The following is a 17,821-nucleotide window of genomic DNA, read 5'->3' as shown; positions in this document are numbered from 1 at the left end:
TCTTTGTTGATGTAGTACAATAACCGGACTCGCTACTGTATTTGTAGGTAAATGGGTATGCCCTCGAAATCATGCCCGGGGCATAATGGGTCGTCGGACTCTTAGTACCAGTTTACTGGTAAGAACCTTTTCACAAATCATTACCTGAGCATACCCAACTTGGGCCTGCTTAGCATTATTCGCAATATAAAGGTTTAATATATTCATCTAAAACACCCATTTTTATGGATAGTAGATGCAAATGTATAAAATAAAATTTTGTTAATGCAATTTTTGTTCTATAAAATTATGTTTTTTACATAAATATTAGCAGAGCCTTTACAAAATGGTAATCGGAGGAGCCTTTACCAAAACCTGACATAAAGCGCGCTCACCAATAAAATAGTAATGACAATCATGATCAATACAGAAGGTTCTACCTTGAACATTTTAGAATCTATAGCAAACGCTTTTGGATTTACTTTAGGACCTGCAAAACTTATAACGATCATGGCGATAACAGTAAATAAAAAAGATAAACCCATACAAATCTGGAAAGGTATCTCAAAGCCACCTCGTCCAGTAGGGTAAGCGGTGTAAAGCCACGTTTCCCTGCCAAACCAGGAAGGGGCGTAATTATTAAATAATACGGATAGTACGAAGCCAAGAATAAGCCCAACGATGGCTGCACTGCCTGTTGTTCGCTTCCAGAACATACCAAGCAAAAACATGGCTAATACGCCTGGACTGATAAAACCGGTATATTTTTGAATGAAGGTAAATCCACCTTCTCCACCGATGCCCAACATGTCATCCCAAGTAAATAAAATGGAAGCCGCAATAGCTATTATAACGGTTATTTTACCCACCGAGACTAGGTTTTCTTCTGAGGCATCTTTTTTCATATATTTCTTGTAGATATCCATCGTAAATATAGTGGCAATGCTATTGGCTTTACCAGCAAGAGATGCGACAATGGCAGCGGTGAGCGCCGCCAGTGAAAGCCCTTTCATTCCGTCGGGCAGGAATCCCAAAATGGCCGAATAGGCATTATCTGGATTGAAATTTCCTGCCGGGGCCATCTCTTCTTGTAGCGCACCGTTTTTATACAGTACATAAGCGGCAATACCAGGTAACATCACAATGACGGGCATAAATAACTTAAGGAAACCAGCAAATAAAATTCCGGTACGAGCGGTCTTTAGGTCTGCCCCTAAAGCACGTTGGGTGATATACTGATTACATCCCCAATAATTCAAATTCACAATCCAGATACCTGCTAAATACATTCCTAAACCAGGTAACATTAGGTATTTATTAATCTCTTCTTGCGTAGAATTTTCGGTGGGTTTATCAATAATCATCTTGAAATGTTCCGGAGAATCTTTCATGAGTTGGGTAAAACCTGCCAATACATTCTTCCCTAACCCAAAGTGCTCACTTACTAAGGTGAGCGCGATATAGGTGGTAGCTACACCTCCAATAATTAAAACGAGTACTTGTATAACATCAGTGAAACCAATTACACGCATCCCACCTAAGGTAATCACAATGGCAAATATAGCCAAGGCTATTACGATAAGATGGAAACTCCCCCCGCCAGCAAGGTTGTTGATAGCTAGTGCGCCTAGAAAAAGAATGGAAGTAAGGTTTACAAAAATATATAAGAATAACCAGAATACGGCCATGATTAAACTGGTGGTTTCGTTATAGCGATTATTTAAGAATTGTGGCATGGTAAATATCTTGTTCTTCAAATAAACAGGAATAAACCACACGGCGACAATAATTAATGCCAGTGCTGCGACCCATTCATAGGCAGCTACTGCTATACCGACAGTAAAGCCGTTGCCGCTCATGCCTATAAATTGTTCGGCGGAGATGTTGGAAGCTATGAGCGACGCCCCAATTGCCCACCAAGTTAAAGATCCTTCAGCAAGGAAATAGTCTTTACTATCGGCTACTGTTGAGCGTTTTTTTTGATAAATCCAGTAGCCATATCCGGCAACAACGACAAAGTAGATGAAAAATATGATGTAGTCAACAGGTGCAAATTTTTCCATTGGTTAACGCTAAAGGGTTGTTTATGTAAATGCAGAAAAGAAGTATGCTCTTAAAGCACACTTCTTGATTTATTGATGTAGCTGATAATATACTTCACTCCATTTTAATTCGTTTTCAAATCGGTCGAGCTGTGTATGGTGGTCAATTTTTACGAATTCTATATCGGCTATGCGAGCGAAGTCTTCTAGGTATTCCGAAGTAAGGTTTTGGCTATAGACCGTATGATGTGCTCCTCCGGCATATATCCATGCTGTACAGGCTGTTTTCATATCAGGTAGCGGCTTCCAGAATACACGTGCTACAGGAAGTTTCGGGAGCTGTTGCTCTACATCGATACCTTCTACTGTATTTACAATCAGCCTGAATCGGTTACCCATATCAATTAAAGAGGCGTTCAATGCTGGTCCACCAGAAGAGTTGAACACCAATCTCGCGGGGTCTGCTTTGCCCCCAATCCCCAGTGGATGGACTTCCAAACGTGGTTTTTCTTTAGCTAAAGAAGCGTCTACTTCTAACATATGCGAACCTAAAACCATCATGTTTGCCGGATCAAAATGATAGGTATAGTCTTCCATGAAAGCATTGGCCCCTTTCAGGCCAGAGGCCATTACTTTACAGGCCCTAACCAGTGCCGGCGTTTTCCAATCACCTTCACCTGCAAAGCCATAGCCTTGTTCCATTAACCGTTGAACAGCAATTCCAGGAAGCTGAACCATACCATGTAAATCTTCAAACGAATCTGTAAACCCTTTGAAGCCACCCTTTTCTAAAAATGTTTTTAATCCCAGTTCAATTCTGGCCGCATCGATTACATGTTGCCGAAGCGCTCCGCCCTTCTGTACATTTTCTGCCAAAAGATAACACTGCTCATACTGTGTGACCAAGCTGTTGACCTGATCGTCTGTCACCTTATTAATCGCAGCTACTAGATCACCGATCGCATAGGTATTAACAGAAAAGCCAAATTTCATTTCCGCTGCTACTTTATCGCCGTCTGTAACAGCGACATTACGCATATTATCTCCGAAACGCACAAATTTGGCTCCTTGCCAGTCGTTCCAGGCTGCTGCCGCACGCGTCCAAATATTTATTTTGTTTATAACTTCTTCGTCTTGCCAAAAACCGGTAACCACTTTTCGATTGATGCGCATACGGGAAACAATGAAACCAAACTCCCGATCACCATGTGCGCTCTGGTTCAGGTTCATGAAGTCCATATCAATGGCATCCCAGGGAATATCTCGGTTAAATTGCGTGTGAAGATGAAGTAGAGGCTTCTTTAACACGTCTAGCCCCCTTATCCACATTTTCGCAGGAGAAAATGTATGCATCCAAGTAATGAGGCCGATACATTCCCGCGACGTATTGGCCTGTGAGATCGTGTCAAAAATTTCTTCCGAATTCTTTACAATGGGCTTGTAAACAACCTTTACAGGAATTGTGGAGTGATCACTTAAATATTGTGCAATCTCCTGCGCATGGGTTGCTGCTTGGGCAAGCGTTTCCGGGCCGTAGAGATCCTGACTGCCGGTGATGAACCAAACTTCAAAATTTTTTAATGTAAGCATGTTTATTAATGGTAATTTTCGTAATCGTTTACGCCTTGTGCATTATGTTTATTAATCAACATTTTTAGAATAACTGTTCCTTATTGGCCGTAATACGAATCTGGCCCGTGTTTTCTTTCGTAATGTTTTTTTATCAGCGCATTTTTCAATCGAGGAACTTGCTGATTGATCTGTTCTGTCAATAAAGCCATCTGCGCTACGGATTCTAATACAGCGCTATTGTACACTGCTTTTTTTCCCGTTGTTCCCCAGGTAAAAGGAGCATGATTACCCACTAAAATCATTTCTACCTCCTTATAGTCTAACCGTTTTTCGTTAAAATGATTTAGAATCTGAAAACCGGTTTCATATTCATAATTGCCAGCAATCATTTCGTCTGCCATAGGGGGAGCGCAGGGGATGTCTGTGGTAAGATGGTCAGCGTGGGTAGTGCCATAAATCGGTATATCACGCTGACTTTGAGCCCATGCGGTGGCATAAGTGGAATGTGTGTGTACAATACCCCCAATGTCTTTCCAATGTTTGTATAAAACGGCATGTGTTTTTGTATCTGATGATGGCCGTAAATCTCCTTCAACAATATTGCCGTTGAAATCTACGACAACCATATCTTCTGGCTGAAGATCTTCGTAGGGAACACCACTAGGTTTAATAGCAAAAACTTTTGCCGTTCGATTGGCAACACTTACATTCCCAAAGGTAAAGAGTACCAATCCTAGTTTAGGTAACTGCATATTGCTTTCATATGCTTCCTGTTTTAGATCTTTATAATTGTTCATGTTTCAATCAGTTTATAAATCTATGGCTGCTTCCGGAATAAAGCTGTTTTTCGACGTCATAGTGCTTTCAATGAAAGCCCCGGTCTGCAAGTATCTTTTGTAACGGTTTTCATAGATAGCATTTCGTTTTTGATCAGGGAGATAAGTGACGTCAAATCCTTGTCCCATCGCTCGCATAGCCTTCTCAACTGTTGGGTAGACACCGGCTACCGTAGCGGCGAACATGGCCGCCCCTATGGCACAAGTTTGTTCTGATCGATGTATCTTTATAGGCATATTCATCACATCTGCCATCATTTGCATAATAAATGGGGACTTTCTGGCTACACCTCCCAAACCGATGAGCCCCTTTACCTGAACACCTTGCTCATTAAATCTGTTCACAATATTTTTTGCGCCAAAACAAGTAGCTTCTGCTATTGCCCGGAATAGTTGTACAGCATCAGTACCTAGATCTAATCCAAGGAGTGCTCCTTTGAGCGATTGATTGGCGTCTGGTGTACGCCTACCGTTTAACCAGTCGATTGCAAATTCCTGTTTTTCATCTGGTGGGATTTGTGCTGCCTTATTGCTGAGTGCAGGTATGAGCTGAGCTTCTATCTCGTCCATAACGGCTTGATCTAAAACAGCCCGCGTATTATCGTCTAGATCGTTGAAGTGTTTGAGGGGCCATAGAAGAAGGTTTTTATACCACGCATAAGCATCGCCAAATGCAGATTGTCCAGCCTCCATCCCGATCATTCCAGGAATGACTGAACCATTCACTTGTCCACATATGCCCCGTACCAGGTTACCACTAACTTCTTCTGCAGGCGCAACCAGCATATCGCAAGTTGATGTCCCCATTACCTTGCTGAGATAATAAGGTTCGATTTGTCCGCCAACTGCGCCCATATGAGCATCAAAAGCACCTATTCCCACGATTACGTCTGTTGATAGTCCGAACCGGTCGGCCCATTCTGTAGAAAGGTGCCCCGCAGATTTGTCTGCGGTGTAGGTTTCCCGGGAAAGCGTATCAGTAAACCCTTCTAATAAAGGATCTAAGCTGCTAAAGAAATCGTTTGGAGGATAGCCTTCAAAAGCTTCAGACCATAAAGACTTATGTCCGGCAGAACACACACCCCGTTTGATATGGCCGGCATCATTTCCTCCCGTTAAAAGAAAAGGTATCCAATCACAGTGCTCCACCCAGGTATATATCGCCGAACGCACCTTTTCATCTGATCGTAGAATATGAAGAAGTTTTGCCCAAAACCATTCAGATGAGTAAACGCCACCCACGTATTGCAGATAGTTGATGTCAAATTTAGTGGCATGTTGATTAATTGTTGCCGCCTCTAACACTGCTGTATGGTCTTTCCACAATATAAACATGGCGTTGGGATTCTCCCGAAAATCGGATAGCATAGCTAGCGGTGTACCTTTTTTATCCACTGCTACGGGCGTAGATCCAGTCGTATCAACAGATATGGCTTTTACTGAAGCACGTTGGGCTGCTGGTAGAGCAAGTAAACATTCCTTAATGGTTTGTTCCAGCCCTTCAATATAATCCAATGGATGTTGCCTAAACCGATTTTCGGATGGGTTGCAATATAAGCCTTTCTTCCATCGCGAATAACGGTGAATAGCGGACGATAACTCCTTACCGTTACTGGTATCTACTAGCACTGAGCGCACTGAATCAGTTCCGTAATCTACTCCTATAACATATGAATGCTTCATTGTGACACTTTTGATTATACATAATTTTGACAACAGCCTGCTTTTTTATTAATGGCTTATAAATGGTCAGTCTATATTATTAGTGTCAAAGTAACATTTAATTTTTTAGATAAAAAAATATTATTGAAAAAATATCGTTATAAATTTTTTCTATGGTCTGGGGATGAAGTTCAGGAAAGAGCCAATCTTGTCTTTATACGTTTCCTTGTTCAACTTGTAATAGAATGCGCCTTTCTTCGAATTTTCCTTGTCTTTATCCTTTTGCCTAATTAACAGTCCAGTTGAAAGTAATTTTCTGCTGAAATTTCTCTTATCCAGGATGATATCGTATACTCCTTCATATAAGATTAATATTTGCGGAATGGTAAATTTTTCAGGTAAAAGCTCAAATAATATAGGGTGTAGCGCAGCCTTGTACCTTAACTTTTTCTTTGCATGTTCCACCATATTATTATGGTCAAAAATTAGTTTTGGAATCTCTTTAAGTGGTACCCACTCTGCACGGTACTCTTTGCTCAATTGATCTTTGTACTTGCGTATATCAATCAACGCAAAATAGGTGATGCTTAAGGTTCTTTCGATTGGATCGCGGTTTGGTTCACCAAAAACTTCCATTTGCTCCATGTATACATTTTCCAATCCCGTCAATTGCTTTAGAACTCGGGCCGCTGAATCTTCTGGGCGTTCGTTTGGTTGTACAAATCCACCCATTAAACTCCATTTGTCTTTTTCAGGTTCAAACCCTCTTTGTATAAGTAATAGTTTCAGACTTTCTCCATCAAAGCCAAATATGATACAATCTACCGCTGCTAGAATTCGGGTCTGTTTTGAATATTTTGTCATAATTTAGTGGTAATGTCTTAATAAATTTTGCAATTAAAATACTTTTCTAAAGTATAGACAATTATAAAATAAAATCAAGCCAATATATAAGCAATTTTTTAAAAAAATGCCTTTTAGTTCTAAAACTGCACCTATTATTGGCATAATTAAGATAATATGCAATAATTATCGTCAAAAACCTGTCCAAATGCTTCAGCGGAAAACGGTTCATAATCATTAAAAAATAAAGAATGTAACAAAGAAATGCAGATCGTTTAAACGATTAAGTGATAAATAAGCGTATTTTTGACGCTTTTTATTAAATGTTTTATTGACATTTAATAAAAAGCTTGTATCTTAGCCTAACCAATTTAAGCTATTAACCAATAATAACCAATTATGCAAAACAAAAGATATTTTCTGTTTAGACGAATATGGAGTGCGTGTTTCCTCTTTTTTCTTAGTATGCATCTTATTCAGGCCCAGGAGAAAAGCATTGATATAAAAGGAATAATTAAAGATGAGCTGGGGGAATCCATATCTGGCGTAAACGTTCAGGTAAAAGGAACGACATTGGGAACGAGCACGGATGAAAAGGGAGTGTTTTTATTAAATTTAACTGATTTAAATGCTATATTGGTGTTTACCTCTATAGGATATGAGACAACAGAAATTCCGCTGGATGGCCGTACCTCTTTCGATGTTGTATTAAAGGCGGATAATAGGGCCTTGGAAGAGGTGGTGGTGGTCGGTTATGGCGCACAGCGAAAGTCAGATATCACGGGTTCTGTATCGGTAGTAGATGTTGGAGAAAGTAAGAAATTCTCTACGAATGATATGTCTCAATTGCTGCAAGGGCGATCTGCGGGTGTGTCTGTAACAAGCGATGGGCATCCTGGAGCTGCTCCGAATGTACGCATTAGAGGCTTAAGTACATTTGGTGATGCGCAACCGCTTTATGTCATAGACGGCGTACCTGTGGGAACAAGTCCTCGTGATTTCAATCCTAATGATATTGAATCTATGCAGGTGCTAAAAGATGCGTCGGCAGGTGCGATTTACGGATCACGAGCGGCTAATGGTGTTATTATTATTACAACAAAACAAGGTCAACTCAATACGCCTTTACGTATTGAATACAATGGCTATTATGGTATAGATAAGGTTTGGCAACGCATCCCGGTATTGGATCGGGAGCGGTATCAAATGATAGTGAATGAGGTGCGATCTAATGCCGGCCAGTCACTCATACCCGGAAATGACCCAAACTCCTCTTCATTCATCGACAACGTAGATACTGATTGGCAAAAAGAAGGAATAAAAACAGGTAACCGTCAAAATCATAACCTTAACTTTTCGGGCGGCGGAAACAATACAACCTATAATATGTCTTTTGATTATTTTGGGAATAACGGAACTTTTGTTGGAAATGGTCCCAATTTTTAAAGTCGGGCAATCATTTTACTATACACATTCTAAAGAAAATACACTGACCTACCGACCAGATGTATTGACAGGGAACCGTCCTCCTTTGGTGATTGATTTAGTAGAAGCGGTACCTACCCAGCAGATATATGATCCCAGCAATGAAGGTGGTTTTGGCGGGACGGAAGCCGAAATCCATAATGTGATTTCCCTGAACGCGATTGGTGTGAACAGTATGATGAAAAACTATATTGACGTCGATCGCATATTTGCGAATGCTTATGGTGAGCTGGAGTTAATTAATAGAAATGGACACAATCTGTCGTATAAGCTAAATTTAAGTTGGGATCGTACAACTACACGCGATTATTCTTTTCAACCTGCATTTAGGTTGGGGTATTTTTTCCAGCAGGCGATTTCCAGATTAGATGATGGCGGAAGAATTCTAAGCACTGGATTGGTTGAAAATACATTAACTTATAAAAAGGTGTTTGGCAAACATGACGTCAATCTACTGGTAGGTCAAATGTATCAGGAGGGTGGGATTGTAGAAAGGAATGGCCATTCGGAGAGTTTTCCTCAACCGTATTTCCCGGTATTGGATAACGGGTCTAATAAAACCGCTTCCGGTAATGAATTTAGAAATGCCTTGTCCTCGTATTTAGGTAGGCTGAATTATGGGTATGATGATAGGTATTTATTGACAGCAACCTTAAGAAGAGATGGTTCCTCTAGGTTTGCTCCACAGAACAGATATGGTTATTTCCCTTCCGTAGCACTGGCTTGGCGATTAAGTAATGAAGATTTTTTGAAATTACCGGAGCATGTATTCTCCGATGTAAAGCTTCGGGCAAGTTATGGAACCTTGGGTAATCAAAATATAGATGACTACTTATACGCAGCTTATATCAATAACAATATATTATATAGTTTCAATGGACAGCCTATAATTGGTGGAATACAGACAAATTTAGTGTCTAGTGATATAAAATGGGAGACGAAGGCTACAACCAATATTGGTATAGACGTTTCACTTCTAAATGGAAAATTTGATTTATCTGCGGAATATTATAATAGCAAAACAACAGATTTATTGGTAGGCGTTCCTATACCTGCTTCCACCGGATCTATAAATACTAGTCCACTGGTTAATGCAGGTAGTTTGAGAAATAGCGGGTTGGAAGTGACCACTACCTATCACAAAAGTCAAGGGGAATTTACATTTGATGTCTCAGCAAATATCACCACCGTGAAAAACAAGGTATTGTCCTTAGGAGGAAGCAACGAACCTATCTATGGTACTGGATCTAGAACTGAGGTGGGTGGAGAAATCGGACAGCATTTTGGCTGGGCATATGATGGTATCTTCCAATCACAAGAAGAGGTTGATCAACATGCTTTTCAGAGCTCCGGTACAGCTCCGGGAGACATTCGTTTTAAGGACCTAAATGGGGATGGTGTGATTAATGCGGATGACCGGACTTATCTTGGAAGTGCTATTCCGAGTTTAAACTATGGTTTAAATTTTAGCGCCAGCTATAAACAGTTTGATTTCACCGTTTTCACTTCTGGAAGTTCAGGGTTTCTGATTAATAGCAGGATGTACCGGGACCTGATGCTGAGTACCGATTATATCAATCGCCATGAAGATATCCTGAATAGATGGACACCTGAAAATACCAATACGAATATTCCACGTTTAATCGCGAACGATCCTAATATCAATTCGCGCGATTCGGATAGGGAAGGATGGTTGCAAGATGGTTCTTTTTTGAGAATCAATACCTTAGCGCTTGGCTATACTTTTAAAGAGGCTTTTATTAAAGGAATCAGTAGGGCTAGACTATACATCACTGCACAGAACTTATATACTTTCCAGTCTTATAAAAGCTTCAATCCTGACTTTACTTCCGGGGTATTTAATCCAGGTTTTGATTTCGGCTCATTCCCTAAGCCAAGGACACTTATGCTAGGTGTTCAGGTAGGTTTTTAATTTATTCGATGTTTTAAATAATAATTTATAATCATGGATACTAGAAAATATTATATGTTGTTAATGGGATTATTTTGTGTACTTGGATGCGAAAGAAAATTAGATCTCGAAAATCCTAATACACCTACAAATGAAAATTACTGGCAGACCGAAGCAGATGCGGCGGCAGGTGTCATTAGCATTTATAACAGCCTGATCATTGATGGGACCTTTATGCGTATGACCCCAGCACTTACCGATGGTCGTGGAGACGATTTTCGGGGAGACAGTCCTTGGCCGGATCTGGTTCAAGTGGCAAATTTTACTGTTCCTTCTACTTCAGGCCCTGTGCAATGGTTATGGTCTGCGTGGCATCAATTAATTTGGCGAGCAAATCAAGTGTTGGACCATGTGCCGGCTATCGAAATGGATGAGGCGCATAAAAGTCGTTTGCTAGGTCAAGCGTATTTTTTGAGAGGCTTAGCTTATTTTACATTGGCTAATAATTTTAAAATAGTACCAGTAATAATAACCTCGCCGGAAAGTGAAGAAGATTATTATCCCGGTACAGCAACAGAAGAAGCGTTATGGGAACAAATATTTGCGGATTTTCGGCAGGCTAAAGAACTGTTGCCGGTGAATTATTCGCAGGTTAGTGGTCCTGATGCCGGACAGGTAGGACGTGCAACGAAAGGTGCAGCCGTCGGTATGTTGGGCCGGGCACTCCTATATAGACAGCAATGGCAGGCGGCGGCAGATGAATTTAGCCTATTGGTGAATGGCCCGGAATTGAATGTCTATAGCTTGGTAGATAACTATCGGGATAACTTCAAACCCACTAATGAAAATAATGTAGAATCTTTATTTGAAGTACAGTTCGCCGATCCCGAACAAGTGGGTGGTGCGGAAATGAACTACGGTGGCGAACCCAATGCGAATTGGAAACAGGTCTCTTCGATCGGACATACCTATGCAATGGAAGGGTTTGGCTATTCGGATTTTTTACCTTCCAGGGGCTTGTACAATAAATTTAAAGAAGAAACCACTATAGACGACGCCTTGGATCCGAGGCTTTTAGAAACGATTGCTTCTTATGAGGAGGGAATATCTGAAACGGCCTATGGACAGCCGTGGCGTAACCCAAGGGACAACATCTACCCCAGAAAATATACGCATGACGGTATCCCAGGATACACTAACGAAAATAATGGGATTGAAAATTCGGGCATTAATTATCGTATATTAAGATATGCGGATGTTTTATTGATGTATGCCGAAGCCTTGAATGAGCTGGCAGGGCCAACACCCGAAGTTTATCGTTGTATACAAGAGGTGCGAGATAGGGCCGATTTACCCGATTTAGCTACTACCAGACCTAATCTAACACAAGCGGAGATGCGTGATCAGCTTGCAGATGAACGTTATCTTGAATTAGCCGTTGAAGGTGTACGTATACATGATATTGTCCGATGGGGATGGTTGTATAATCCGGAGAAGTTAGCTTTATTACGGGAAAGAGATAATGAATTTGATTCTTGGACACCAGGCAAAGAATACTTGCCCATACCACAAACAGAACTGGACGTGAACCGGAATCTATTGCCTAACCCCGCGAATTAGTCAACGGATTTTTAAATGTTGTTTATACATTTATTAATTATTTTGATATCTTTAGCCTTGAATTGTAACCAATTTACGAATAAACACCAACGATTATTTTAATGAAAACCAGATCAATTATTGCAGCTTTTCTATTATTAATAGGGACTTATTATTGTGTAAAAGCACAAAACGAAATCAAATTGATGGCCGACACAGGCCAAGTTAAAATTAATAAACATATATATGGCCATTTCGCAGAACACCTCGGCAGATGTATTTATGATGGGTTTTATGTAGGAGAAGATAATACTACTGTACCACATACTGGTGGTGTGCGGAATGACGTTATCGAAGCACTCAAAAAATTGAATATACCTAATCTTCGATGGCCAGGAGGTTGTTTTGCCGACACCTACCACTGGAAAGACGGTATAGGTCCAAAAGGTAACAGACCAAGCATCGTCAACACTTGGTGGGGTGGAGTTACGGAAAATAATAGCTTTGGGACACATGACTTTCTAAATATGTGCGAGTTGTTGGAAACTGAACCTTATTTGGCAGGTAATGTGGGCAGTGGAGAAGTACAGGAACTTGCAGACTGGGTACAATATGTTAATTTTGAGGGTAAAAGCCCGATGTCTGATCTTCGTCGTGAGAACGGAAGAGAAGACCCGTGGAAAGTGAAGTTTTGGGGAGTAGGAAATGAAGCATGGGGTTGTGGCGGCAATATGACACCAGATTATTATGCAGATATTTATCGTAAATATGCCACCTTTATGGCGGATAATGGTGTGGGAATTTATCGCATTGCATCTGGGGCGAACAGCGCCGATTATAATTGGACGGAAACCCTGATGAAGAAAATTCCAGCGAATCTGATGAAAGGAGTTGCTTTGCATCACTATGCCGTTATTAACTGGGAAAAGAAAGGGCCTTCTACTATGTATACCGATGAGCAGTATTTCAAAACGATGAAATCTGCTTGGTTTATGAATGAATTAGTGGAGAAACACGCCGCAATTATGGACAAACATGATCCAGAGAAAAAAATAGACTTGGTGGTGGATGAATGGGGCGGTTGGTATGAAGTTGAACCGGGCACAAACCCAGGTTTTCTCTATCAGCAAAATACCATGCGTGATGCGATGATTGCAGGGATGACATTGAATATTTTCAATAATCATGCGGAACGCGTGAAGATGGCCAATCTGGCGCAGACCGTAAATGTACTGCAAGCTGTGATTCTCACTGAGGGCGATAAAATGCTTGTTACCCCTACTTATCATGTGATGGAGATGTACAAGGTACATCAGGAAGCAATACGTATTCCATTGCAGTTGAAGAGCAATGACTTTACGTTCAATGGCGAAACGATACCGGCAGTCTCTGCTTCGGCATCTGTTGCGCAAAATGGAAAAACGCATATTTCTCTTGTCAACATAGATCCTAAAAATGACCAGGAAGTAGCGATAAATATAGGCGATAAGAAATATGAAAATGTGCAGGGTCGTCTACTAACATCAGATGAATTAAGAGATTTTAACTCCTTTGATAATCCCAATCATATTCAGCCTGTAGCATTCAATGGAACAAAGTTGCAGCGAGATAACATCAGCTTAAAACTACCTCCCTTTTCAGTAGTGGTTTTGGAGTTGAACTAGTAGATGGACACCTAATAATTCTTTCACAAAGTTTAGAACGTATGATACGCAAGTGTATAATAGCTGTAGGTTTAGTTACATGGTTGTTAAACCTAGAGGCACAAACAAAAAAAACATTCACGGTTGATGTCGATCAACCCATGGCAAAAGTTTCCCCGAACATGTGGGGTGTTTTTTTTGAAGATATTAATCTTGGAGCAGATGGTGGTATTTATGCTGAGCTGATTAAAAATAGATCATTTGAATTTGCGCAGCCTCTTATGGGATGGGAGAAACTCGGCAAAGATATTCCCGAAGGGTCCCTACTGGTACTTAACCGGCCAGGGAATGAGCAGAACCCCCGTTTTCTCCGAATAAAAAAACATGAAGAAGGAAAAGAAAACCTAGGTCTCCGTAACGAAGGATTCAGAGGGATGGGGATTAAGCAAAACCTCCGCTACGACTTCAGTGTACTTTACAGGCAGGAGCAACAAGGCATACGGCTTCATGTACAGCTGATTGATAGCCTAGGTCAGGTTATCGGAGAAGGACAAATGGAACCGGAACAAGCCGATGGTCAATGGCATAAACAGCAGATTAGTTTTCAGGCGACGGAAACTGAACCGAAAGCGAAGCTTAACGTGTGGTTTGATGGCGAAGGCCAGCTTGATCTCGATATGATCTCCCTTTTTCCGGAAGATACGTGGAAAAAAAGATCTGGCGGACTTCGTGCCGATATGGTACAGCTCTTGGCCGATATGAAACCGGGTTTTATCCGCTTTCCAGGCGGATGTATTGTTGAAGGTCATGAGCTTTCTACTAGGTATCAATGGAAAAAAACGGTAGGCCCGATCGAAGATCGCCAGCTCATTATCAACCGATGGAATACCGAGTTTCAACATCGTTTAACCCCAGATTACTACCAAACCTTTGGTTTGGGATTCTTTGAATACTTCCAACTGTCGGAAGATATTGGCGCGGAACCCTTGCCCATCCTTAACTGTGGAATGGCTTGTCAGTTCAACACAGCAGAACTCGTTCCTTTAGACGATCTGGACGAATATGTGCAAGATGCCTTAGATCTCATTGAATTTGCCAATGGAGATGTACAAACAAAATGGGGTAAATTGCGGGCGGAAATGGGGCATCCCGAACCTTTCGAGCTCAAAATGATTGGTATCGGAAACGAAAATTGGGGACCGCAATATGTCGAACGTTTGGAGGCCTTCAAGAAAACCCTGAACGATCGATACCCGGAAATCAACATTGTAGCAAGCTCTGGAACCGGGCCTGATGGTGAACGCTTTGAATACTTGGATACAGCTCTTCGTAAAATGGGCATAGATATCATTGACGAACATTACTACCAGAGCCCGGAATGGTTCCTTGAAAACGCTGCCCGATATGATGACTACGATCGCCAAGGGCCAAAAATATTTGCTGGAGAATACGCCGCGCATACCGATAGAACGGCTGGAGAAGGTAACAAGAATAGTTGGCGGGCAGCCATTGCAGAAGCTGCTTTTCTCACCGGTTTGGAGCGCAATGCGGATGTGGTCAGTATGGCCTCATATGCGCCCCTTTTCGCACATGTGGATGGATGGCAATGGACACCCGACCTGATTTGGGTGGATAATCTAAAAGCGTATGGAACACCAAACTATCATGTTCAAAAATTATATGCGACAAATAAAGGTACAGATGTGGTGCCGATAAAGGTGGATGGCGAAATTCCAACGGGCCAAAACGGCATATACGCCTCGGCTGTAGTCGACCAGTCGGCAAAACAGCTGATCATAAAAGTTGTTAATCATAGTGATCAGGCTATGAATGCCGAACTTAATATAAAGTTGAAGGGTAAACTGGCCAAACAGGTGGATCAAATACTTTTAAAAGCAGACCTGTTGGATGATGTCAATACTATTGATCAACCCGATAAGGTAGCCCCTAAAGAATCGAGTATTGCGATTAAAGGGAAAAAATTGTTTGCCAACATCGACCCCTATGCTTTCTATATCTACAAAGTGGCTATCAATTAGGGGATATGGGAAAGTACGTCCTGTGGATTTTCTTAAGTGTTTGTTGCAGATTTTCAGGATATGCACAGGTTTTACCGAGGGTGCATGATCCGGTAATGATTCGGCAGGGTGGTCGCTATTACCTCTTCTCGACAGGCAATGGGATATCGGTTAAATCTTCCACAGATAGGAAGCATTGGAAAGAGGAAAAACCTGTTTTTGAGCAAGTGCCGCTATGGGCAAAAAAAGAAGTGCCTACCTTTAAAGGGCATATCTGGGCTCCCGATATTAGCTACTTCGATGGTCGTTACTACCTGTATTATTCCATCTCCGCCTTCGGCAAAAATACCTCTTGCATAGGAGTGGCTACCAATCCAACTCTTAACGTATCAGACCCACATTTTAAGTGGACCGACCATGGAAAAGTCATTCAATCTATTCCGGGGAAAACCAATTGGAATGCCATTGACCCAAATATTATCTTGGATGAAAATGGAACGCCTTACATGGCCTTTGGATCCTTTTGGGATGGTATTAAGTTAGTGAGACTCGCGAAAGATGGCTTAACAGTCGACGAAGACCTAGAACATATCCCAACTATCGCTAGTCGCAAAACGAATCCAATGGATCCCAATCCTCCTGCTGTCGATAACAATCCAGCAGATGCCGGTGGAAATGCTATCGAAGCGCCTTTTATATTTAAGAAAGGTAACTACTATTATCTTTTCGCTTCTATCGACTATTGTTGCAAAGGAAGCGAAAGTACCTATAAAATGATTATAGGCCGTTCAAAACAATTAAAAGGGCCTTATTTCGATCGCGATAGCTTGTCACTTGAGAAGGGCGGAGGTACCGTATTGTTGGAGGGAGATCAGCACTGGCACGGAGTAGGTCACAATGCAGTGGCTACTTTTGATGGAATAGATTACCTGATTTTTCATGCTTACGATGCGGAAGATGACGGCCGATCAAAGTTAAGAATTGAAACAATCGAATGGGATGAGCAGCAATGGCCGATAATCACAAAACAAATCAATTAATTCTTGTACTTTAGAAAAAATATAAACGTATTCCAATGAAAAAAACATTTATTATAGGCGTTGCAGCAACCATTTTGCATATGGGTTGTAATCCAAGAAACCAAGAGAGTCAAAGGGAAGAAACAGCCGCTGAGACGGAAGAGAACGCTTTTAACACCACTATAGATGGTAAGGATGTTCAATTATATACATTGACAAATGGTAAAAATACAACAGTAAAGATCACCAATTACGGTGCAAGTCTTGTGAGTATCCACGTACCAGATAAGGACGGCAATCCAACTGACGTGATTTTGGGTTACGATAGCGGACAGGCATATAAAGAAAATAAAGGATCGTTTTACGGCTCCATTGTAGGGCGCTATGGAAACCGCATAGCCAAAGGCAAGTTCACCTTAGATGGAGAAACTTATCAACTGGAACAGAACGATGGCGAAAACTCCCTTCATGGAGGCGAAAATGGTATTTATGATAAGGTTTGGGAAGCGGAACAAGTAGACAATAGAAACTTAAAATTAACTTATCAATCGCCTGATGGAGAAGCAGGCTATCCAGGAAACCTGAATATTACAGTCACCTATACCTTGGATGACGATAATGCACTTACCATAGCTTACGAAGCCACCACAGATAAAAAAACCGTTATCAATTTGACAAATCACGCTTATTTTAATTTAAGTGGTGAAGGCGATAGTACTATACTCGACCATGAATTGGCTATTTACGCCGATAAAATAACACCGGTAGATGAAACATTAATTCCTACCGGAGACTTAATGGGAGTAGCTAACACGCCCTTTGATTTTAGAAAACCTACACCAATAGGTGTTCGTATCGATGCCAATGACGTTCAGCTAAAAAGAGGTAAGGGGTATGATCACAATTTTGTGTTGTCTAAACAAGAGGGGCTACAGAAAATAGCAGAAGTGTACAGCCCAAAAACAGGTATCCAGATGGAGGTATTTACCGAAGAGCCTGGAGTGCAATTTTACAGTGGTAATTTTATGGAAGGGGGTAAACATAATGGTAAAAATGGCAACGACTATGGACATCGCGCCGCGTTTTGCTTGGAAACACAACATTTTCCTGATGCTCCAAATCAGCCCAATTTTCCTTCAACAGTGTTAAAACCAGGAGATACTTATAAAACAAAAACCGTTTATAAATTCGCTTCAAAGTAACTTCAAAAA

At 41.2% G+C, this 17,821-nt stretch carries 12 protein-coding genes; 7 read left to right on the top strand and 5 right to left on the bottom strand.

Going from position 1 to position 17,821, the window contains the following annotated elements; translation table 11 throughout:
* Positions 1-344: 344 nt before the first annotated feature.
* From H8S90_RS04085 to H8S90_RS04065, 5 genes are all read right to left on the bottom strand, one after another.
* Positions 345-2,042, bottom strand: coding sequence for a sodium/solute symporter (locus H8S90_RS04085; RefSeq protein WP_187341318.1), 1,698 nt, complete (start codon positions 2,040-2,042; stop codon positions 345-347).
* 69 nt (positions 2,043-2,111) lie between these two features.
* Positions 2,112-3,611 (bottom strand): L-arabinose isomerase, encoded by a 1,500-nt coding sequence (araA, locus tag H8S90_RS04080; protein WP_187341317.1) that lies wholly within the window; start codon positions 3,609-3,611, stop codon positions 2,112-2,114.
* 80 nt (positions 3,612-3,691) lie between these two features.
* On the bottom strand, positions 3,692-4,390 hold the full coding sequence (locus H8S90_RS04075) for an L-ribulose-5-phosphate 4-epimerase (protein WP_187341316.1): 699 nt from the start codon (positions 4,388-4,390) through the stop codon (positions 3,692-3,694).
* 12 nt (positions 4,391-4,402) lie between these two features.
* Positions 4,403-6,112, bottom strand: coding sequence for a ribulokinase (locus H8S90_RS04070; RefSeq protein WP_187341315.1), 1,710 nt, complete (start codon positions 6,110-6,112; stop codon positions 4,403-4,405).
* A 150-nt stretch (positions 6,113-6,262) separates the two neighbouring features.
* Positions 6,263-6,955, bottom strand: a complete 693-nt coding sequence (locus H8S90_RS04065) for an NUDIX hydrolase (RefSeq protein WP_187341314.1) — start codon at positions 6,953-6,955, stop codon at positions 6,263-6,265.
* Between the two features lie 378 nt (positions 6,956-7,333).
* On the opposite strand from H8S90_RS04065, the gene H8S90_RS25910 reads away from it, so the two are divergent.
* The 7 genes from H8S90_RS25910 to H8S90_RS04035 all read left to right on the top strand — a co-directional run bounded on the left by H8S90_RS25910 (position 7,334) and on the right by H8S90_RS04035 (position 17,812).
* The gene (locus H8S90_RS25910) at positions 7,334-8,380 is read left to right on the top strand and encodes a TonB-dependent receptor plug domain-containing protein (RefSeq protein WP_222852234.1); all 1,047 of its coding nucleotides are present in this window, start codon (positions 7,334-7,336) and stop codon (positions 8,378-8,380) included.
* A complete protein-coding gene (locus H8S90_RS04060; protein WP_222852233.1) occupies positions 8,364-10,352 on the top strand; it encodes a SusC/RagA family TonB-linked outer membrane protein in 1,989 nt (662 codons plus the stop codon). The genes H8S90_RS25910 and H8S90_RS04060 overlap by 17 nt, the downstream gene beginning before the upstream one ends.
* Before the next feature lie 33 nt (positions 10,353-10,385).
* A complete protein-coding gene (locus H8S90_RS04055; protein WP_187341313.1) occupies positions 10,386-11,951 on the top strand; it encodes a RagB/SusD family nutrient uptake outer membrane protein in 1,566 nt (521 codons plus the stop codon).
* A gap of 101 nt (positions 11,952-12,052) precedes the next feature.
* On the top strand, positions 12,053-13,594 hold the full coding sequence (locus H8S90_RS04050) for an alpha-N-arabinofuranosidase (RefSeq protein ID WP_187341312.1): 1,542 nt from the start codon (positions 12,053-12,055) through the stop codon (positions 13,592-13,594).
* Positions 13,595-13,635: 41 nt separating this feature from the next.
* Positions 13,636-15,612, top strand: coding sequence for an alpha-L-arabinofuranosidase C-terminal domain-containing protein (locus H8S90_RS04045; protein WP_187341311.1), 1,977 nt, complete (start codon positions 13,636-13,638; stop codon positions 15,610-15,612).
* A 5-nt stretch (positions 15,613-15,617) separates the two neighbouring features.
* Entirely contained in the window at positions 15,618-16,631 is a 1,014-nt protein-coding gene (locus H8S90_RS04040) for an arabinan endo-1,5-alpha-L-arabinosidase (protein ID WP_187341310.1), read from the top strand.
* 35 nt (positions 16,632-16,666) lie between these two features.
* Complete coding sequence (locus tag H8S90_RS04035) at positions 16,667-17,812, top strand: aldose epimerase family protein (RefSeq protein ID WP_187341309.1); 1,146 nt, start codon at positions 16,667-16,669, stop codon at positions 17,810-17,812.
* Positions 17,813-17,821 lie beyond the last annotated feature (9 nt).

Origin of the sequence: Olivibacter sp. SDN3 (assembly GCF_014334135.1) — a bacterium.
Taxonomy (GTDB): Bacteria; Bacteroidota; Bacteroidia; order Sphingobacteriales; family Sphingobacteriaceae; genus Olivibacter.
Note: the sequence above shows the minus strand (reverse complement) of the source record. Positions and strands in the feature narration are given on the sequence as shown.